Raw genomic sequence first — 19,499 nt, forward strand, 5'->3', positions numbered from 1 at the left:
CGCTGGTGTCGGGTCACCTCGGGTAGCCCACAGTCTTGCGGCGGGACGTTTCGTCCCGTGCGGTACCGCGTTTCGTGGAGGTTACGGCCGGGGCCCTCAGGTAAAAACCGCGTTACAGAGCGCTGGCGATCGGCATGACGAATGCCGCTGGAACGCCGTGAGCCGCATCGCTCGGCTCGCGTGCCGACCCGGTCGCCGGTGTCGGAGGATCGCGCTTCCTCCCGATCGGGGCCTACTCCCCCGCGCGAGCCGGTCCGAAGGGCGTCATCGAGGTCAGGGCGATCAGACGCGACATCGAGCGGAGGTACTTCTTGCGGTAGCCGCCGCTCAGCATGTCCCCGCCGAACACCTCGTCGAGTGCGGTCCCGGAGGCGAGCACCGGGATTTGCGCGTCGTAGACGCGGTCGATGAAGGCGACCAGGCGCAGTGCGTCGGTCTGGTCGGTGAGCGCAGTGACGTCGCGGAGCACGATCGCGTCCACTCCGTCGATCACCTTGATGTATCGCGAGGGATGCACGGTCCCGAGGTGCCGGATCGCGTCGGCGAACGAGTCGTCGGTGACGACGCTGCCGGAGGGGGCCGCCGAGGCGATCGAGGCGATCTCGTCGTCGGTGCGGACGACGGCGTGCCCTTCGATGTCGCGGCGCCGGTAGTCAGTGCCGTCGATCCGCCTCGTCTCGAAGTGCGCGGCCATCGACTGGATCTCGCGGAGGAAGTCGGCGGCGGCGAACCGGCCTTCGCCGAGCGCGTTCGGCGGCGTGTTCGAGGTCGCCGCGATGCGGGTGCCGGAGGCGACCAGCTCGCCCAGGAGGCGTGTCATCAGCATCGTGTCGCCCGGGTCGTCCAGCTCGAACTCGTCGATGCAGAGCAGCGCCGAGCCCTTGAGCAGCGAGACCGTCGCTGCATAGCCGAGCGCTCCGACGAGCGCGGTGTACTCGATGAACGTGCCGAAGTAGGTGCGCCCCGGCACCGCGTGCCAGATCGCCGCGAGCAGGTGCGTCTTGCCCACTCCGAAACCGCCGTCGAGATAGACGCCGGGCTTCGCCTCCGGAGCTTTCCGGCGGCCGAACCCGAGGAAGCCGCCGCCGCCGCCCTTCGAGCCGCCGCCCGCAGTGAACGCCCGCAACGCCTCGACGGCCTCGGCCTGTGAGGGGTACTCCGGGTCGGGACGGTAGCTCTCGAAGGTCGCACCCTCGAACTGGCGCGGAGGCACCAGCGCCGAAGCGATCTCGTGGCCGCTGATCTGTGGGGAGCGCGCCGTCAGGCTGCTCGTTGCTCGGACGTCCTCGTGGCTCACTCGCGTCTCGCATCCTGCGTCCGGCGGGGTCCGGACTCGTCGTGTCCCGCTCGGGGGCATGGACGGGGCCGGACTCCGGCCTGTGTGGAACTGGTCCTGTGTGGAACTGGTCCTGTGTGGAACTGGTCCTGTGTCGAAGTGGTCGTGAGTCCGACAGGAGGACCATGTCCGAACGGTCGTGGCTCCGACCGCTCTGTGTGTCGACCGGTTCTGTGTCGACCTGTTCTGTGTCGAACTCTTACGCCGCTCTCCGTGCGGCAGAGTCCGCGGACGCGTACTGTCGCTGAAGGGCGGGCTCCAGCGTAGCCCGCTCGTGGAATCACGCCCGCGCTCAGCGCACGATCCTGGAGGTCCTCCTTGTCCGTCGAAACCGATCCGTCGCCGAAGTTCGCCTCCTACGCGCACCCCGAGCGGCTAGTGAGCGCGGACTGGCTCGAGGAACGTCTGGGCACGCCCGGCCTGGTCGTCGTCGAGTCCGACGAGGACGTCCTGCTCTACGAGACCGGCCACATCCCCGGCTCCGTCAAGATCGACTGGCACACCGACCTCAACGACCCGGTTCAGCGCGACTACATCGACGGACCCGCATTCGCCGCACTGGTCGGCGGCAAGGGCATCGCCCGCGACACCACTGTCGTGATCTACGGCGACAAGAACAACTGGTGGGCCGCCTACGCACTCTGGGTCTTCACCCTCTTCGGCCACGAGGACGTGCGCCTGCTCGACGGTGGCCGCGACAAATGGATCGCGAAGGGCCGCCCGGTCACGACCGACGCCTCCTCTCCCGAGACGGTCGAGTACCCGGTCGTCGAGCGCAGCGATTCCGAGATCCGTGCGTTCAAGGAGGACGTTCTCGCGCACTTCGGTAGCCCGCTGATCGACGTGCGCTCCCCCGAGGAGTTCTCGGGCCAGCGCACCTCCGCGCCAGCCTATCCGGAGGAGGGCGCTCTGCGCGCCGGCCACATCCCCAGCGCGCACAACGTGCCGTGGGGCCGGGCCGCAGCGGAGGACGGCACCTTCCGCCCCCTCGAGGAGCTCGACGGCATCTACCGCGAGGGCGCGGGCCTGAAGGACGGCGACTCGGTGATCGCCTACTGCCGCATCGGCGAGCGCTCGGCTCACACCTGGTTCGTGCTGACCCATCTCCTCGGGTTCCAGGGCGTCCGCAACTACGACGGCTCCTGGACGGAGTGGGGCAGCGCGGTGCGGGTCCCGATCGTGCAGGGCTCCGAGCCCGGCGAGGCCCCTCTCGCTCGCTGAGGCTCGTGGGAGCGGGCCCGCCCGCGCCAGAGCCGATCGCCGGAGTCGTGGACGAGCGACTCCGGCGCCGGGCTCCATGCGTGAGCCCGAGCGATGCCCCGGAGCCTTCCGGTGGTTCCGCCCCCTCCGCGGCCCGGTTCGACCGGGCCCTCCTCGACAGCGCCGACCGAACGGCCCCGCGCCGGGAGGTGATCTGCGGATGGAAGAATGGATCCCGATGACCGACGACAGCCTTCCCGATGCACTCCGTGAGATCCGCGACGAGTTCCTCGCCCTCGAGAAGCCGGAGCGACTGCAGCTCCTCCTCGAGTTCTCGAACGAGCTCCCCGAGCTGCCGGAGCGCTACCGCGACCACCCCGACCTCTTCGAGCGGGTCGAGGAGTGCCAGGCACCGGTCTTCATCGTCGTCGACGTCGAGGGCGGGATCGTGCACCTGCACGCGACGGCTCCTCGCGAAGCCCCGACCACCCGCGGCTTCGCGTCGATCCTGGCCCAGGGTCTCGCCGGCCTCACGCCCGAGCAGGTGCTGGCGGTGCCCGACGACTTCCCGCAGACCATCGGCCTCGCCGAGGCGGTCTCTCCGTTGCGCCTGCGCGGGATGAGCGCGCTCCTCGGCCGCACGAAGCGCCAGGTCCGCGCGCACCTGGCGGCGTGATCCTCCAGCCGCTCGTCCCCCCCGGGGCCCCCGATCCGGCTCGGTGAGGACGGGGCCCGGGCCGCGATCGCCGAGCCTACCGCCCGGGCGGTGCGACGCGCGTGCGTATCAACATGATCGCCAGCGTGACCGGGTCCAGCATCGGCTCCGACGGCACGAGCGAGACGCTGACGAACCGCGTCGACCGGACGATCCTCGGCGTCATCCGCGAGCAGGCCGATGTCGTGCTGGTCGGAGCGGCGAGCGTGCGCGCTGAGGGCTACCGCGTTCCCCGCCGCGTTCCGCTGGCCGTCGTCTCGGCCTCCGGGGATCTCGCCGGTCACCGGCTCGAGCTGCAGGAGGGTTCTCGGGTGCTGCTGCTCTTTCAGCCGCGAGGCGCGACCTCCGCTCCGCCCCCCTCGAGGTGGTGGCGATCCCGTCCGAGTCCGGCCGCCTCAGCGTGGACGCCCTTCTCGATGCCCTCGAGGCCCGAGGGCTGCATCGCGTGGTCTGCGAGGGAGGCGCGTCCCTCACGGGGCAGTTCCTCGCCTCCGGCCGGGTCGACGAGATCTGCCTGACCACCGCTGCGCGAGTGGTACTGCCCGCGCTCCCCCTCGCCGCCGACGAGGCGCCGGTGGACGACTCCTACGCGCTGACCGCCCTGGCGGTCGATGACTCCGGCAGCACCTACGCCCGGTGGAGCCGCATCCGCTGATGCCGCTGCGCGGCGTGCCTCCGTCTCATGGGCGGGCCGGAACCCTAGTCTGCGGACGTGCCCGAATTCCCAGCGTCGTCCCAGCTCCCCGAGGAGTTCCGGGTCGCGACGGAGTCGATCCGCGCCGCAGCGACGCGCGACGAGCTCACCGTGTCCGAGATCGCATCGCCCACCGGCCTCGCGCCGTGGGCCCTCGCCCTCGCCGGCGACGTCTCACCGCGGGCCCACGGCCGCGACTCCGAGCTGGGCACGGGGCGCTTCATCCTGCTCTACGACCCCGAGGAGCCCGACCAGTGGGGTGGCCCCTATCGCGTGGTCTGCTTCGCTCAGGCGCCGCTCGAGGTCGAGATCGGCACAGATCCCTTCCTCGCCGAGGTCGCGTGGTCGTGGCTGATCGACGCGCTCGAGGTGCGCGGGGCGGCGTACTCCGCGGCCTCCGGCACGGCGACCAAGGTCCTCTCCACCGGGTTCGGCGAGCTCGCCGCTCAGGGCGATGGTGCGCAGATCGAGATCCGCGCCTCCTGGAGCCCCGAGGATGCGCGTCTCGCCGCCCACGTGGAAGGCTGGGGGGAGCTGTTGTGCATGCTCGCGGGTCTCCCGCCCGTATCGGGCGACGGTGTGACCTCGCTCGCCTTCCGACGGAACAACCGTGACTGATTACCGTGTCCTCTCCACGACCGACGAATTCCTCGCCGCGGTCGACGCCCTCGCTGCCGGCGAGGGTCCTGTCGCCGTCGATGCCGAGCGCGCCTCCGGCTTCACCTACTCTCAGCGCGCCTATCTGATCCAGGTCTACCGCCGCGGAGCCGGCGCCTTCCTCCTCGACCCGCCCGCGATCGGGCGGATGGACGCCCTCCAGGCGGTGATCGGCGACGAGGAGTGGGTCCTGCACGCGGCCAGCCAGGATCTCGCCTGTCTGCGCGAGGTCGGGCTCGACCCGAGCCGCATCTTCGACACGGAGCTCGCCGCTCGCCTGCTCGGCCTGCCCAAGGTGGGGCTCGGCGCCGTCGTCGAGGATCTGCTGGGGATCCACCTCGCCAAGGAGCACTCGGCGGCCGACTGGTCGACGCGTCCGCTCCCCCAGAGCTGGCTCGTCTACGCCGCGAAGGACGTCGAGCTCCTGGTCGATCTGCGCGACCGGATGGAGGAGATGCTCGTCGCAGCGCGCAAGACGCGGATCGCCCGCGAGGAGTTCGAGGCCACCCTGGCGCGCGCACCGAAGCTCCTGCCGCCTGATCCGTGGCGACGTCTGTCCGGCACGCACTCCCTGCGCGGCCCGCGGCCCCTCGCGGTGGCGCGCGAGCTCTGGCTCGCCCGCGATGCGTTCGCCCGGGAGCGCGACATCGCTCCTGGTCGTCTCATCCCCGACTCCTCGATCATCGCGGTCGCCCGCAACATCCCGACCAGTGCCGGGCAGCTCGCGAGCCGTCGCGACTTCACCGGCCGGGCCAGCCGGGGCGAGGTCGATCGCTGGTGGGCCGCGATCGAGCGAGGGATGACGACGGAGGATCTGCCGAGCCCGACGCGGCCGGCCGCGGACACACTTCCGCCCCCACGCGCATGGGGAGACCGTAACCCGGCGGCCGACGCGCGGCTCAAGGCCGGACGCGCCGTCGTCACCGAGATCGCCGAGCTGCTGTCGCTGCCGGTCGAGAACCTGCTCACGCCCGAGCTGCTCCGCCGACTGGCGTGGAACCCGCCCGAGCCCCTGGACGCCGCTTCGGTCGCGGAGGAGCTCTCCAGGGCCGGCGCGCGGCCCTGGCAGGTCGAGGCGACCGCGGGCTCTCTCGCGACCGCGTTTGTCGAAGCGGCCCAAGCGCCGGCCGACCGCGCGGAAACCCCTTCGTAGGAAGCGGCAAAGGATTCCGGCCGGGCGGTAGCGGTTCCTACGATCGACGGCGACCGTGAGTTCCTGGGAGGCATTGTGGCCGAGAGATCCGAAGTCGTGTTCGTCGACGGAGTCCGTACTCCGTTCGGGCGTGCCGGCGAGAAGGGCATGTACTGGCAGACCCGAGCGGACGACCTCGTCGTCAAAGCGATGATCGGTCTGCTCGAGCGCAACGGGGCGCTGCCGAAGGAGCGGGTGGACGAGGTGGCCATCGCCGCCACCACCCAGCAGGGCGACCAGGGCCTGACCCTGGGCCGCACCACGGCACTGCTCGCCGGCCTGCCGAAATCGGTGCCGGGCTTCGCCATCGACCGCATGTGCGCCGGAGCGATGACGTCCGTGACCACGACCGCGGGCGGCATCGCCTTCGGCGCCTACGATGTGGTCCTCGCGGGCGGTGTCGAGCACATGGGCCGGCACCCGATGGGCTTCGGTGCCGACCCCAATCCGCGCTTCCTGTCGGAGCGGCTCGTCGGCGAGGATGCCCTGAATATGGGACGGACCGCCGAGCGGATCCACGACCGGTTCCCGCACCTGACCAAGGAGCGTGCCGACCACTACGCCCTGCGCAGTCAGCAGAAGCTCGCCGCCGCGTACGCAGCGGGGAGCATCCAGCCGGACCTCGTGCCGGTCGCCACCCGTAGCGCCTCCGGCTGGGGCCTCGCGACCGCTGACGAGGCGCCGCGACCCGAGACGACCCTCGAGGGTCTCGCGGGCCTCCGCACCCCGTTCCGCCCGCACGGCCGGGTGACCGCGGGCAACTCGTCCGGGCTGAACGACGGAGCGACCGTGTCGCTCCTGGCCAGCGCCGAGGCGGCGAAGGAGCTGGGCCTCACGACGAAGATGAGGATGGTGAGCTTCGCCTACGCCGGTGTCGAGCCCGAGATCATGGGCCTGGGCCCGGTTCCGTCGACTGAGAAGGCGCTGCGCAAGGCAGGCCTGGGCATCGAGGACATCGGGCTCTTCGAGCTCAACGAGGCGTTCGCCGTTCAGGTGCTGTCGTTCCTCGACCACTTCGGCCTCGACGACGACGATCTGCGCGTCAACGAGTACGGCGGAGCGATCGCCGTCGGCCATCCGCTCGCTTCCTCAGGCGTGCGGCTGATGATCCAGCTGGCCCGGCAGTTCGAGGCCCATCCTGAGGTCCAGTACGGTCTGACCGCCCTCTGCGTCGGCCTCGGCCAGGGTGGAACCGTCATCTGGGAGAACCCGCACTTCGACGGCAAGCGCTCACGACGGAAGGGACGCTGACCCATGCTCGACGGATTCGAGAACCTGGCAGACCTCGCCGAGGGCGAGGTGGTCACCCACTCCTACGTCCGCGACGTGCCGCTGCCCAGCGGACGCACGCTCGCCCTGATCACCCTCGACAACGACCGCGACCACACCCGCCCCAACACCTTCGGGCCCGCGTCGCTCTTCGAGCTGGCCGACGTGCTGATCGGGCAGAAGGAGCGCGCCTCCCGGGGTGAGATCCAGGCGGTGGGTATCACCGGCAAGCCTTTCATCCTCGCCGCCGGTGCCGATCTCAGCAAGGTCGGTCAGATCCCGAGCCGAGAGCTCGGCCGGCAGCTGGCCCGGCTGGGGCACCGCACGCTGGGGATGCTCGCGGAGCTGGGCGTCCCGTCCTTCGCCTTCATCAACGGCCTGGCTCTGGGCGGTGGGACCGAGATCGGCCTCAACGCCGACTACCGCACGGTCGACTCGTCGATCCCGGCGCTCGGGCTCCCTGAGGTGTTCCTCGGCATCATCCCCGGGTGGGGCGGTGCCTGGCTGCTGCCCAACCTCATCGGCATCGAGAACGCGCTCAAGGTCGTCGTCGAGAACCCGTTGAAGAACAACCGCACCCTCAAGGGACAGGAGGTGTTCGACCTCGGGATCGCCGATGCGCTGTTCGCTCCGGCGAACTTCCTCGAGGACTCGCTCCGGTGGGCCGACGGAGTGCTCGGCGGCACGGTGAAGGTCGAGCGACCGAACGCGCCCGGCATGCTCGAGCGGCTGGTCACGTGGGACGTTGCGATCTCGGTCGCCCGCAAGCAGCTGAAGTCGCGCATCGGCTCGGTGGCCGCGTCCCCCTACCGTGCCCTCGACCTGCTGAAAGCGGCGAAGAACACCACTCGAGAGGAGGGCTTCGCCGCCGAGGACGAGGCGCTGGCCGACCTGATCTCCGGCGACCAGTTCCGCGCGAGCATCTACGCCTTCGATCTCGTGCAGAAGCGGGCGAAGCGTCCCGCCGGGGCGCCGGACAAGGCGCTCGCGAAGCCGGTCTCGAAGGTCGGCGTGGTCGGCGCCGGGCTGATGGCCACGCAGTTCGCGCTCCTCTTCGTGCGCCGTCTCCAGGTCCCGGTGGTCATCACCGACCTCGACCAGGAGCGGGTCGACAAGGCAGTGGCGGCCATCAGGGGCGAGATCGATGCCCTGCTGGCGAAGGGCCGCGTCTCGCTCGACGACGCCAACCGCCTCCGGGCGCTGATCACCGGCACGACCGATCGCACCGACTTCGCGGACGCCGACTGGGTGATCGAGGCCGTCTTCGAGGAGCTCTCCGTGAAGCAGGAGGTGTTCGCCGACCTCGAGCGCTACGTGTCGCCGACGGCGGTCCTCGCCACCAACACCTCGTCCCTGTCGGTCGAGCTGATCGGGGAGAGGCTGGAGCACCCGGAGCGCCTCGTCGGCTTCCACTTCTTCAACCCGGTCGCGGTGATGCCGCTGATCGAGGTCGTCCGCACACCGCAGACCGATGACGAGACGCTCTCGACTGCGATGGTGACCGCCGCGACACTCAAGAAGAACGCGGTTATCACCCGCGACACTCCTGGTTTCGTCGTCAACCGCCTGCTCGCGAAGGTCCTGGGCGAGGCGATGCACGCCGTCGACACCGGTACGCCGTTCGAGGTGGTCGAGCGCTCGCTCGCCCCCTTCGGTCTACCGATGACGCCCTTCGAGCTACTGGAGCTCGTCGGTCTCAAGGTGGGCGCGCACGTTCTCGACACCCACCACGCGGCCTTCCCGGAGCGCTTCTTCGACAGTCCGAACCTGCATCGGCTCGCGGAGCTCGGCCACGTGTTCGAGCGCGACGCGAAGGGGCGGGTCAAGGGCGTCGACAAGCGGGCGGCCGCGATCGTCGCGGGCGGCACCGAGCCGATGACCGCCGAGGAGCTACGGCTCCGCGTCGAGACCGGGCTCGCCGACGAGGTCAAGCGGATGCTGGACGACGGCGTGGTTCACGCGGCGGACGACATCGACCTCTGTCTCATCCTCGGCGCCGGCTATCCGTTCCAGATGGGCGGGCTGACTCCGTATCTCGACCGCGTCGGCGCGAGCGCTCGCGCTTTCGGCGACACGTTCCACCACCCCGCCGTCCGCGGCGTCGACTGACCCGGAGCGGCGCCGGGGACACTTCGGCGCCGCTCCCTCCGGCCCGCGACGCCGGATCTCAGCGAATCCCGTCGTGAGGAAGCCCCGATCGCCGGCGGATCGCGCTCCGACCGGAGAGGCGTCAGTCGCTGCGGGCGTCGTTGCGCGCGGACACCTCGTCCGGCAGCGGACGCGCGACGGGTATCTTGCTGCCCAGCACCTGGGCCACGACGTCGCGAGCGATGTGCTGCGGAGTCAGCCCGACGTCCTCGAGGATCTCCTCGCGCTTCGCGTGGTCGAGGAACTGGTCGGGGAGCCCGAGTTCGGTGACAGCGGTGTCCACACCCGCCTCGCGCAGATCCTGGCGGATCCGGGTGCCGATTCCGCCGACGCGCACGCCGTCCTCGATCGAGACGACGAGGCGGTGCTCCCGGGCGAGCTCGATGATGCTGGTGGGCACAGGAACGACCCAGCGCGGATCGACCACGGTCGCTCCGATGCCCTGCGCGGCGAGCCGCTGCGCGACTTCGAGGCCCATCGCGGCCATCGGTCCGACGGTGACGATCAGCACGTCCTGGCGCTCGGCGCGGGCGAGCACGTCCACTCCGTCGCCGAGGCGCTCCATCGCGTCGATCTCGTCGCCGACGCTCCCTTTCGAGAAGCGGACGACGGTCGGCGCATCGGTGACCCCGACTGCCTCCCGCAATTCCTCGCGGAGCCTGACGGAGTCGCGCGGCGCCGCCAGGCGGATGTTTGGCACGACCTGGAGGATGGCGAGATCCCACATGCCGTGGTGGCTCGGCCCATCGGGGCCGGTCACGCCCGCGCGGTCGAGCACGAAGGTCACGCCGGCCCGGTGGAGGGCGACGTCCATCAGCACCTGGTCAAACGCGCGGTTCACGAAGGTCGCGTACAGAGCGACCACGGGGTGGAGGCCTCCGAAGGCGAGCCCCGCCGCGGAGGTGACGGCATGCTGTTCGGCGATGCCGACGTCGAACACGCGCTCGGGGTACTTCTCGGCGAGACGGTCGAGCCCGACCGGGCGGAGCATCGCGGCCGTGATCCCGACGATCGTCGGGTCCTCATCGGCGAGCGTCACGATCTCCTCCGCGAAGACGGAGGTCCACGAGCGGGCACCGGCGGCGCTCAGCGGCTCGCCCGTCTCGGGATCGATCTGCCCGACCGCGTGGAACTGGTCGGCGAGGTCGTCGACCGCGGGCCCGAATCCTCTGCCCTTCTGGGTGATCGCGTGGACGATGACGGGCTGGCCGTAGTCCTTCGCCTGCTGCAGAGCCTCCTCCATCGCCGTCACGTCGTGACCGTCGATCGGGCCGAGGTACTTGATGTCGAGGTTCGAGTAGAGCGCCTCGTTGTTGATGAAGCGACTGAGGAACCCGTGCAGTCCTCCGCGCACGCCACGGTAGACGGCCGCGGCGGGGCCGCCCAGCCGCTCCGATACGGCGCGGGACCCACGGTGCATCGTGCGGTAGGTGGGCCGGGTCCGCACGCCGTTGAGGAACCGTGCCATTCCGCCGATGGTCGGGGCGTAGGAGCGCCCGTTGTCGTTGACGACGATGACGAGGCCACGGGAATTGTCATCGCTGATGTTGTTCAGCGCCTCCCACGTCATCCCGCCGGTCAGGGCACCGTCACCGACGACGGCGACGACGTGGCGGTCCCTCTGTCCGGTCATGGTGAAGGCGCGGGAGATACCGTCGGCCCACGAGAGCGAGCTGGAGGCGTGCGAACTCTCGACGATGTCGTGCGGCGACTCCGCGCGCTGCGGGTAGCCGGCGAGCCCGCCGCGCTCACGCAGACGCGAGAAGTCCTGGCGACCGGTCAGCAGCTTGTGCACGTACGACTGGTGGCCGGTGTCGAAGATGATCGCATCGCGCGGTGAGTCGAACACGCGGTGGATCGCGATCGTCGTCTCGACGACTCCGAGATTGGGACCGAGATGCCCGCCGGTCTTCGAGACCTCGCGCACCAGGAAGTCGCGGATCTCCTGCGCGAGTGTCTCGAGCTCGGCCGTGGTCAGGCGATCGAGATCGCGCGGACCGCCGATGGTCTCGAGAACAGCCATGCGCGTCGCCTTCCAGGGTCGAGTCGAGGGGTGGGAACGTTGTCCGAGTCTACGCACGGGGTCCCCGCGAACGCGTGTGCGCCTCCCCCGAAGGGGAGGCGCACACGTTCTGCGGCTGATCAGACGAGCGAGCGGAGCACGTACTGCAGGATCCCGCCGTTGCGGTAGTAGTCCGCCTCGCCCGGGGTGTCGATGCGGACGACCGCGTCGAACTCGACGGTCTGCTTGCCTTCGGCGGAATGCGCCGTCGGCTCGGCGATCACGTGCACCGTCTTGGGGGTCACACCCTCGTTCAGCTGCGCGATCCCCGAGATGCTGATGGACTCTGTGCCGTCCAGCCCGAGCGACTCCCAGCTCTGGCCGGCCGGGAACTGCAACGGGACGACGCCCATTCCGATGAGGTTGGAGCGGTGGATCCGCTCAAAGCTCTCGACGATGACCGCCTTGACTCCGAGCAGGCTCGTGCCCTTGGCCGCCCAGTCGCGCGACGAACCAGAGCCGTACTCCTTGCCGCCGAGGATCACGAGGGGCGTGCCTTCGGCCTGGTAGTTCTGCGAGGCGTCGTAGATGAACGACTGCGGAGCGTCCGGCTGCGTGAAGTCGCGGGTGTAGCCGCCCTCGACTCCGTCGAGCAGCTGGTTGCGCAGGCGGATGTTCGCGAAGGTACCCCGGATCATCACCTCGTGATTGCCGCGTCGCGAGCCGTAGGAGTTGTAGTCCTTGCGGTCGATGCCGTGATCGTCCAGGTAGCGGCCGGCCGGGCTGTCGGCCTTGATCGAGCCGGCCGGGCTGATGTGGTCGGTGGTGACGGAATCGCCCAGCTTGGCCAGCACCCGGGCGTCGGCGATGTCGGTGACCGGGGTGGTCTCCATCGTCATGCCGTCGAAGTACGGGGGCTTCCGCACGTAGGTCGACGACTCGTCCCACTCGAAGATCGAGCCCTCGGGGGTCTGCAGCGCGCGCCAGCGCTCGTCGCCGTCGAACACGCCCGCGTACTGGGTGTCGAACATCGACTTGTCGATCGAGGAATCGATCGTCGCCTGCACCTCGGCCGCGTCGGGCCAGATGTCCTTGAGGAACACGTCGTTCCCCTCGGCGTCGGTGCCGAGCGCGTCGACCTCGAAGTCGAAGTTCATCGAGCCGGCGAGCGCGTAGGCGATCACGAGCGGAGGGCTCGCGAGGTAGTTCATCTTGACGTCGGGGTTGATGCGGCCCTCGAAGTTGCGGTTGCCCGAGAGCACAGCGGTCACCGCGAGGTCGTTGTCCTGCACAGCGGTCGAGATCTCCTCGAGCAGAGGGCCGGAGTTGCCGATGCAGGTCGTGCAGCCGTAGCCGACGGTGTAGAAGCCGAGCGCCTCGAGCGACTCGGTGAGCCCCGCCTTCTCGTAGTAGTCGGTGACCACCTTGGAGCCGGGCGCCAGCGTGGTCTTGACCCACGGCTTGGCCTTGAGGCCCTTCTGCGCGGCGTTGCGGGCCAGCAGGCCGGCCGCGAGCATCACCGAGGGGTTCGACGTGTTCGTGCACGAGGTGATCGCGGCGATCGCGACAGCTCCGTGGTCGATGGTGAAGCTCTCGCCCCGGTCGCCCAGCTCCACCGTCGTCGGCTTGGACGCCGTGGCCGGTGCGTGCGAGCGGTGGGTGTGCTCGTGCGAGCTGTGAGCGTCCTGCGGCTGCAGCTCTCCCGGGTCGGAGGCGGGGAACGACTCCGAGATCGTGAGGTCGACGATGTCGTGCGAGACGTCAGCGTAGTTGTTCAGGTCCGACTCGAACTGCGTCTTGGCTGCGGAGAGCTCGATGCGGTCCTGCGGGCGCTTCGGTCCGGCGATCGAGGGGACGACGGTGCCGAGGTCCAGCTCGAGGTACTCGCTGAACACGGGCTCGACCGCGGGGTCGTGCCAGAGCTTCTGCAGCTTGGAGTACTGCTCGACGAGAGCGATCTGCTCATCGCTGCGCCCGGTCAGGCGCAGGTAGTCGAGGGTGACGTCGTCGATCGGGAACATCGCGGCGGTTGACCCGAACTCGGGGCTCATGTTGCCGATCGTCGCGCGGTTCGCGAGCGGGACCTCGGCGACGCCCGCTCCGTAGAATTCGACGAACTTGCCGACGACGCCGTGCTTGCGCAGCATCTGCGTGATGGTGAGGACGACGTCCGTCGCCGTCACCCCCGTCGGGATGGAACCCGACAGCTTGAAGCCGACGACCTTCGGGATGAGCATCGAGACGGGCTGGCCGAGCATCGCGGCCTCGGCCTCGATGCCGCCCACGCCCCAGCCGAGCACGCCGAGCCCGTTGACCATCGTGGTGTGCGAGTCGGTGCCGACGCAGGTGTCCGGGTAGGCGCGCAGCGCGCCGTCGACCTCGCGCGTCATGGTGACGCGCGCGAGATACTCGATGTTGACCTGGTGCACGATGCCGGTCCCCGGCGGGACGACCTTGAAATCGTCGAAGGCGGTCTGGCCCCAGCGGAGGAACTGGTAGCGCTCTCCGTTGCGCTCGTACTCGAGCTCCACGTTGCGCTCGAGGGCGTCCTCGGTGCCGAAGAGGTCGGCGATCACGGAGTGGTCGATGACCATCTCGGCCGGGGCGAGCGGGTTGATCCTGTTCGCGTCCCCGCCCAGGGCCGCGACGGCCTCGCGCATGGTGGCGAGATCGACGATGCAGGGCACGCCGGTGAAGTCTTGCATCACCACGCGGGCCGGGGTGAACTGGATCTCGGTGTCGGGCTCCGACTCCGGGACCCACTCGCCGAGGGCGCGGATGTGGTCGGCCGTGATGTTGGCGCCGTCCTCGGTGCGGAGGAGGTTCTCGAGCAGCACCTTGAGGCTGAACGGGAGCTTCTCGTGACCGGGGACCCGGTCGATGCGGAACACCTCGTAGTCGGTCGAGCCGACCTTCAGGGTGTCTTTCGATCCAAAGCTGTCTACCGCGGACACGTCGCCCTCTCCTTCGCTGACTGCGACCACCACCGACGGGCGGAGCCGCTCTCCGTCCTCATCTTGACGACCGCGCACGTCGACCTGCCACCAAGGAGGACCTAACTCTGCGACGCCGCAGCCCCCGGTCGTCCTCGCCGCGACGGTGCGGGAAGGCGAGCACTATTTATCTCGACGTCGAGACAATTCTACGCATGTTCCGGACGCACGTCGTCATCGTCGCGCTCGGAGGCCCCGCGGTACTCCGCCCGCACGGCGAGAACGGTGAGGACCAGCAACGGGGCGTAGAGGGGGAGTCCGAGCACGAGCTTCCAGGTGCCCAGCGCCGTCGTGTCCTCGGCCAGGAAGAGCGGGTACTGCACAGCGAGGCGCAGGAGGAAGAGCCCGGCCCACGCCAGCGTCAGCGCCCCGAAGAGACGGCGCTTGCGGCGGTCGTCTCGCCAGCCCGTGCCGTCGCCCATCAGGTAGCCGGCTGCCACGCCGATCAGCGGCCAGCGCACGAGCACCGAGACGAGGAAGACGAGTCCGTAGGCGAGATTGGTGATCAGGCCGGGCACGAAGTTGTCCACCGCCCGGCCGGTGACCAGTGCAAGTGCCGCCGAGACCACGACGCCGAGGAGGCCGCCGACGGCCTGAATGACCGGGGTCCTTCCGAGGATCCGCGCGACAGTGAACGCCACCGCAAGGCCGACGGAGGCGACCAGCGAGAGCACCAGCTCCGAGGTCACCGTGTAGAGCAGCACGAAGGCGATGCCCGGGACGACGGCCTCGAGGATGCCCCGGACTCCGCCCATCGTGCGCAGCAGCGCCCTCCCGTCGAAAGGCTCGCCGTCGGCGACCGCTCCGAGACCGGAGCGGCGCGCCGCCTGCGCGATCGCGTCCGCCACCTCCGGGCGCGCGGGTTCCTCGTGCTCGGGGCGCGGCGGCTCCATGCCGGTCAGCTCGCGCTCTGCTGGGTCTGGCCGCCCGTGGGGACCTTGAGCGGGATGAGGTCGCGCGGAGGCATGGGACCACTGCCGCGGACGACAACGATGCTGCGGAACAGCTCCTCGACCGCGGCTGCTGCCTTCTCGTCGACGGCGCCCGCTCCGGCGATCACCCCGCGCAGGAACCAGCGCGGGCCGTCGACTCCGACGAACCGCGCCACGCGGGTCTGACCGCCCGCGAGGGGCAGCTCCGCGACGAGCTCCGGACCGAAGACGCCCTCGCGCTCTGTGGTCGATCCACCCTGGCGGCCGATCTGCTCGGCGATCTGACCGCGGATCTCGTGCCAGAGGCCGGATGAGCGCGGCGCCGAGAAGGGCTGCACCTGCAGGGTCGACTCCGCGTAGTCCAGGCCCACGGCGATCACGCGCTTCGTGCCCTCCTCGACCTCGAGACGGATGTGCATGCCCTCGCGAGGCAGCACCTTGACCCCGCCGAGGTCGATGTAGGGGCGGACGGGGTTGGCCTCGAGCTCGTCGAGCGGACCGGCCTCGGCGCGGTCGTCCGGGGCCGACTTCTCGAAGTCCTGCTGGATCTGCTCGACGGACTCGTCGGCGGTGGGCTGGATGTCGCTCATGCGCTCTCCTCGTGGATTCTGGTCTCCTGGGCGTCGACGGCGTACCCGGTCGATCCGAAGCCGCCCGTGCCGCGGACCGACTCCGGAAGCTCGTCGACGCTCGTGAAGCGCGCCTGGACCACCGGGACGATCACGAGCTGCGCGATCCGATCCCCCGTCGAGACGTGGTAGCTCTCACGACTGTCCGTGTTCAGCAGCGCCACCCGGATCTCGCCGCGGTAGCCCGCGTCGATCGTGCCGGGGGCGTTGACGACGGTGATGCCGTGCGTGAAGGCCAGGCCGCTGCGGGGGACGACCAGGCCGGCGTGTCCCTCCGGCAGTGCGATTGCGACTCCTGTCCCGACGCTGGCACGCTCGCCGGGAGCGAGGACCACGTCCTCCGTGGAGTGCAGATCGGCTCCGGCGTCGCCCGGTCGGGCGTAGGACGGGAGCTGGTCTGCGCGGATCGGGACGTCGACGGTTGCAAGCACGTGACGAGGGTAGACCACTTCGTCTGGTGCAATAGGGGTATGCCGTCCTACCGAGAGAGGCTGTGGCCCGCGCCCTGGCTCTTCATCGCCACCGCCCTCGTCGTGCCCGCCAGCATCCTGGTGTTCGCACCCATCGACCTCGTGGTCGGGGTGATCGTCGCGGTGGTGCTCTACGCGGGCTGCGTCCTCTCGCTGCTGGCGCTGTCGCCCGTGATCGAGGTGGCGGAGGGAGAGCTGCGCGCGGGGCGAGCGCACATCCCGCTCGAGCTGGTCGGCGAGCCCACGGCGCACACCGGCAGGCAGGCGTTCGCCGAGCGCGGACCGCGACTCGACGCTCGGGCCTATCTGGTCATCCGCGGCTGGGTGAAGGACGTGGTGCGGGTTCCCCTCGACGACCCGGAGGACCCGACTCCGTACTGGCTTCTCTCGAGCCGGCGCCCGAACGACATCGTCGCCGCGATCCAGGGATCACGGCGACGGAGCGGTCGTCCTTCGGAGCCCGGAGGCGCTTAAGCGGCGCACTCCAGACAGATCGGACCGAGCTTCTCCTCGTGGTCGATCTGCGAGCGGTGCTTCACCAGGAAGCAGCTCACGCACGTGAACTCGTCCGCCTGGGGCGGAAGGACCACGACGTCCAGATCGAGGTCGGACAGATCGGCGCCGGGCAGTTCGAATCCGCCCGGGTTGTCGGCGTCATCGACGTCCACGACTCCGGACATCTTGTCGGGGACTCGCTCCTTCAGGGCCTCGATCGACTCGGAGTCGTCATCGGTCTTGCGGGGGGCGTCGTAGTCCGTAGCCATTCCCATCCACTTCTTATTTCTGCTGTTCAACAAATCGGCGGGGTCAGTGTGCATCACGACGCATCGATTCGCAAACCACCTCGAACGGCGCTTGACACCCGTTCGCCCCGCTTCCTTCCGCACCAACTTTCGACCCGCCCGGGGTATTCCCGGCCAACGGGCCGGGCGCGTGGCATCCTGGCCCGGTCCGCGTCCAGAAGGAGGGTCCCCGCGATGATGGAACTGAAGGTGATCGGCGTCGAGGGCGGATCGCTCGTCCTCGTGTCGGAGGGCGGCGAGCGATTCTCGGTGCGCATCGACGAGACGCTGCAGAGCCAGCTCCGGCCGCGGGTGCACTCCCTCCCGCCGCGCGAGAAGCGCGTCTCGCCCCGCGAGATCCAGGCGCACATCCGCTCCGGGCTCTCGGCGGACGAGGTCGCCGAGCTCACGGGAGCCGACCTCGACTACGTGCAGCGCTTCGAGGGGCCGGTGACCGCCGAGCGAGAGCACGTCGTCGCCTCCGCGTTGGCCGTGCGCGTGTACACCACCACCGACCCGGACCCGCTCGAGGAGGGAACACCCTTCGGCGACGTCATCCGCGAGCGTCTCGCCGCCCTCGGCGCCGAGGGCGAGCAGTGGTCGAGCTGGAAGGAGGAGGAGGGTTGGGTCGTCAAACTCCTCTTCCGCTCCGACGAAATCGACCACGATGCGCGCTGGCGCTTCGACCCGAGGAAGGCCCTCCTCGCCCCGCTCACCTCCGAGGCGATCACGCTCTCGCAGCAGGGGGAGATCCGTCCGACGCTGATCCCGCGCCTGCGTGCGGTGATCCCGGCCGCCGTCGACGAGCTCGCGACCCGCTTCGATCCCGATGCTCCCGCCACCCCGCAGCCGGAGCCGCGCTCCCCGCGGTCCGAGCACCCCACAGCCGGTCGGCCGGCTGCGATGCCCCATGCGCGACCCGCCGCCGTCCGCCCCTCCGACACGGAGCCGCAGCCGGCACTCGCCGAGACTCCGCGCCCCGTCTCGACGCTCCCCCGCCCCGTCAGCAGCACCACGGAGCAGAGGGAGCGCAACCTCAACGACACGGCCGACCTGCTCGACGCCCTGCGGCGCCGACGCGGTGAGCGCGATACCGCATCGTCTCTTCGAGGGCGGGAGGAGCCTGTACAGCAACCGGAGGCTCCGGTCGCCGAGAAGGCTCCTGAGCCGCCCGCACCGCTCCCCCGGCCCCCGAGCAGCCGTCCGGTATGCGCGGAAGTGTCCGCCGAGGTCGGGCGTCGATGCCCAGCTGGGATGAGATCGTCTTCGGGGCGCGCAGCGACGACTGATCGGCCGGGGCCCGCGGGCTCCTGCCGGTCGCCGTGTGGATCAGCCGGTCGAGACCGCTCCGAACCCGAGCAGGGGCACCTGCGTCTCCTCGGGCGTGAGCGATCCATGCTGGCCGATCATCGAGCGCCCGGAGGAATCGTCGGCCGCGTAGTACGCGATCGTCTTGCGTGCGGCGACGAAGACGTCACCCATCCGCCCCGCGGCCTCGGGCCCGATGTCGCCGAACCAGCCGCTGGCCTCCACCTCTGCGCGGGTCGCGACCCACGCACGGGTGCCCTCTGCGTCGAGCCAGCGGCGCGCCACCTCGTCGGCGTTCCTACCGGGCTCGAGATGCAGCTGCAGGCATCGCGGTTCACCGCCCAGGTGCCGCACTCCCTCGAGCAGCGGACCTCTCTGGATCAGGATGTGCGAGGAGGCTGGCACGTCCACGATTCCATGATCGGCCGTGACCAGCAGGCCCTCGCGGCCCTGGAGGCGCCGGACGGCGACCGCGAGCTCGCCGTCGAGCTGCTCCAGCGCTGCCGTCCACTCGGCTGACTGCCACCCCCGAGCGTGCGCGGCCTGATCGAGCTCCGGGACGTAGAGGTACACCAGCTGCCGGCCGCCCTCGTCGAGCAGGGCCCGGGCGGCCGCGAACCGCTCGGCGACCGACCCCGCCGAGTGATACTCGGCGCCGCGGAGGATCGCCCGCGTGAGTCCCGAGCGTGCATAGCGTGCCGGACCGATCACGCCCGCCCGCACGCCGGCCGCGGTCGCCCGCTCGAACACGGTCGACCGCGGCTGCCACAGCTCGGGCACCATCCGCTCGTCCCAGCCGGAGAGCTGGTTCACCAGTCGATCCGACGCCCGATCGAGCACACGGTAGCCGACCATCCCGTGCCCCCCGGGCCGCAGACCCGTCGTGAGGCTCGCGAGGGCCGCGGCTGTCGTAGTCGGGAAGCCCGAGACCAGCGTGGTGGCGCGGTTCAGTGCGGGAGCGAGGAGGCGCGAGTGCCCGGATCGCTGCCGCAGGTTCGCGGCACCGAGGCCGTCGACCAGGACCACCACGATCCGCTCGACCCGCGGCGACCCGAGGAGCCCGGGACGCCCGAGGAGCGCATCGAGGGCTCCCGGCAGCACGTCGGCGAGGCTCCGTCGCCCGGTGGGGGCGGGCGGTAGCATAGGGGTCATTGCGCCAGTGTCGCACAGCC

Annotated in this window: 16 protein-coding genes and 2 pseudogenes; 10 read left to right on the forward strand and 8 right to left on the reverse strand. The window is 70.1% G+C overall.

Translation table 11 applies throughout. From position 1 onward, the window contains the following. Positions 1 to 232: 232 nt before the first annotated feature. Positions 233 to 1,297 carry a cell division protein ZapE gene (gene zapE / locus ACH61_RS00230; RefSeq protein ID WP_068207083.1) on the reverse strand — a complete coding sequence of 355 codons (1,065 nt, stop codon included), beginning with the start codon at positions 1,295 to 1,297 and terminating at the stop codon, positions 233 to 235. Between the two features lie 357 nt (positions 1,298 to 1,654). Here zapE and ACH61_RS00235 point away from each other — a divergent pair, with 357 nt between their 5' ends. The 8 genes and pseudogenes from ACH61_RS00235 (at position 1,655) to ACH61_RS00265 (ending at position 9,172) form a co-directional block, all read left to right on the forward strand. Continuing rightward, positions 1,655 to 2,557: a sulfurtransferase gene (locus ACH61_RS00235; RefSeq protein ID WP_068207086.1), complete on the forward strand. Its 903-nt coding sequence runs from the start codon at positions 1,655 to 1,657 to the stop codon at positions 2,555 to 2,557. A 217-nt stretch (positions 2,558 to 2,774) separates the two neighbouring features. Beyond that, the gene (locus tag ACH61_RS00240) at positions 2,775 to 3,212 is read left to right on the forward strand and encodes a SufE family protein (protein ID WP_068207089.1); all 438 of its coding nucleotides are present in this window, start codon (positions 2,775 to 2,777) and stop codon (positions 3,210 to 3,212) included. Positions 3,213 to 3,325: 113 nt separating this feature from the next. Then, positions 3,326 to 3,424, forward strand: a pseudogene (locus ACH61_RS19160) (dihydrofolate reductase family protein); the annotation flags it as partial. A gap of 194 nt (positions 3,425 to 3,618) precedes the next feature. After that, on the forward strand, positions 3,619 to 3,906 hold the full coding sequence (locus tag ACH61_RS00245) for a dihydrofolate reductase family protein (protein WP_068207092.1): 288 nt from the start codon (positions 3,619 to 3,621) through the stop codon (positions 3,904 to 3,906). Positions 3,907 to 3,963: 57 nt separating this feature from the next. Further along, positions 3,964 to 4,563 carry a DUF3000 domain-containing protein gene (locus ACH61_RS00250; RefSeq protein ID WP_068207095.1) on the forward strand — a complete coding sequence of 200 codons (600 nt, stop codon included), beginning with the start codon at positions 3,964 to 3,966 and terminating at the stop codon, positions 4,561 to 4,563. Next, a complete protein-coding gene (locus ACH61_RS00255) occupies positions 4,556 to 5,755 on the forward strand; it encodes a ribonuclease D (RefSeq protein ID WP_068207098.1) in 1,200 nt (399 codons plus the stop codon). Before ACH61_RS00250 ends, ACH61_RS00255 begins: the two co-directional genes overlap by 8 nt. Positions 5,756 to 5,830: 75 nt before the next feature. After that, complete coding sequence (locus tag ACH61_RS00260) at positions 5,831 to 7,045, forward strand: thiolase family protein (protein WP_068207101.1); 1,215 nt, start codon at positions 5,831 to 5,833, stop codon at positions 7,043 to 7,045. Positions 7,046 to 7,048: 3 nt separating this feature from the next. Next, complete coding sequence (locus ACH61_RS00265; RefSeq protein ID WP_068207104.1) at positions 7,049 to 9,172, forward strand: 3-hydroxyacyl-CoA dehydrogenase NAD-binding domain-containing protein; 2,124 nt, start codon at positions 7,049 to 7,051, stop codon at positions 9,170 to 9,172. 121 nt (positions 9,173 to 9,293) lie between these two features. On the opposite strand, the gene dxs is transcribed toward ACH61_RS00265, so the two are convergent. The 5 genes from dxs to dut form a co-directional block, all read right to left on the reverse strand. Then, a complete protein-coding gene (gene dxs / locus ACH61_RS00270; protein WP_068207107.1) occupies positions 9,294 to 11,234 on the reverse strand; it encodes a 1-deoxy-D-xylulose-5-phosphate synthase in 1,941 nt (646 codons plus the stop codon). A 119-nt stretch (positions 11,235 to 11,353) separates the two neighbouring features. Further along, the gene (gene acnA / locus ACH61_RS00275; RefSeq protein WP_068207153.1) at positions 11,354 to 14,167 is read right to left on the reverse strand and encodes an aconitate hydratase AcnA; all 2,814 of its coding nucleotides are present in this window, start codon (positions 14,165 to 14,167) and stop codon (positions 11,354 to 11,356) included. A gap of 188 nt (positions 14,168 to 14,355) precedes the next feature. Then, a complete protein-coding gene (locus tag ACH61_RS00280; RefSeq protein ID WP_068207110.1) occupies positions 14,356 to 15,099 on the reverse strand; it encodes a DUF3159 domain-containing protein in 744 nt (247 codons plus the stop codon). Between the two features lie 5 nt (positions 15,100 to 15,104). Continuing rightward, positions 15,105 to 15,728, reverse strand: coding sequence for a DUF3710 domain-containing protein (locus ACH61_RS00285; RefSeq protein WP_068207121.1), 624 nt, complete (start codon positions 15,726 to 15,728; stop codon positions 15,105 to 15,107). Then, positions 15,725 to 16,198 carry a dUTP diphosphatase gene (gene dut / locus ACH61_RS00290; RefSeq protein WP_068207124.1) on the reverse strand — a complete coding sequence of 158 codons (474 nt, stop codon included), beginning with the start codon at positions 16,196 to 16,198 and terminating at the stop codon, positions 15,725 to 15,727. The genes ACH61_RS00285 and dut overlap by 4 nt, the downstream gene beginning before the upstream one ends. 39 nt (positions 16,199 to 16,237) lie before the next feature. On the opposite strand from dut, the gene ACH61_RS00295 reads away from it, so the two are divergent. Further along, positions 16,238 to 16,711, forward strand: a complete 474-nt coding sequence (locus ACH61_RS00295; protein WP_068207126.1) for a DUF3093 domain-containing protein — start codon at positions 16,238 to 16,240, stop codon at positions 16,709 to 16,711. On the opposite strand, the gene ACH61_RS00300 is transcribed toward ACH61_RS00295, so the two are convergent. Further along, positions 16,708 to 17,001, reverse strand: coding sequence for a DUF4193 domain-containing protein (locus tag ACH61_RS00300; protein ID WP_055792269.1), 294 nt, complete (start codon positions 16,999 to 17,001; stop codon positions 16,708 to 16,710). The two genes, ACH61_RS00295 and ACH61_RS00300, sit on opposite strands and share 4 nt — an antisense overlap. Positions 17,002 to 17,217: 216 nt before the next feature. Between ACH61_RS00300 and sepH the strand changes: the two are divergent. Beyond that, positions 17,218 to 18,141 (forward strand): annotated as a pseudogene (sepH, locus tag ACH61_RS18780) (septation protein SepH); the annotation flags it as partial. 207 nt (positions 18,142 to 18,348) lie between these two features. On the opposite strand, the gene ACH61_RS00315 reads toward sepH, so the two are convergent. Beyond that, positions 18,349 to 19,479, reverse strand: coding sequence for an alkaline phosphatase family protein (locus ACH61_RS00315; RefSeq protein WP_199220812.1), 1,131 nt, complete (start codon positions 19,477 to 19,479; stop codon positions 18,349 to 18,351). Between the last annotated feature and the right edge of the window lie 20 nt (positions 19,480 to 19,499).

The sequence above is a fragment of the Rathayibacter tanaceti genome, from assembly GCF_001634385.1.
Classification (GTDB): domain Bacteria; phylum Actinomycetota; class Actinomycetes; order Actinomycetales; family Microbacteriaceae; genus Rathayibacter; species Rathayibacter tanaceti.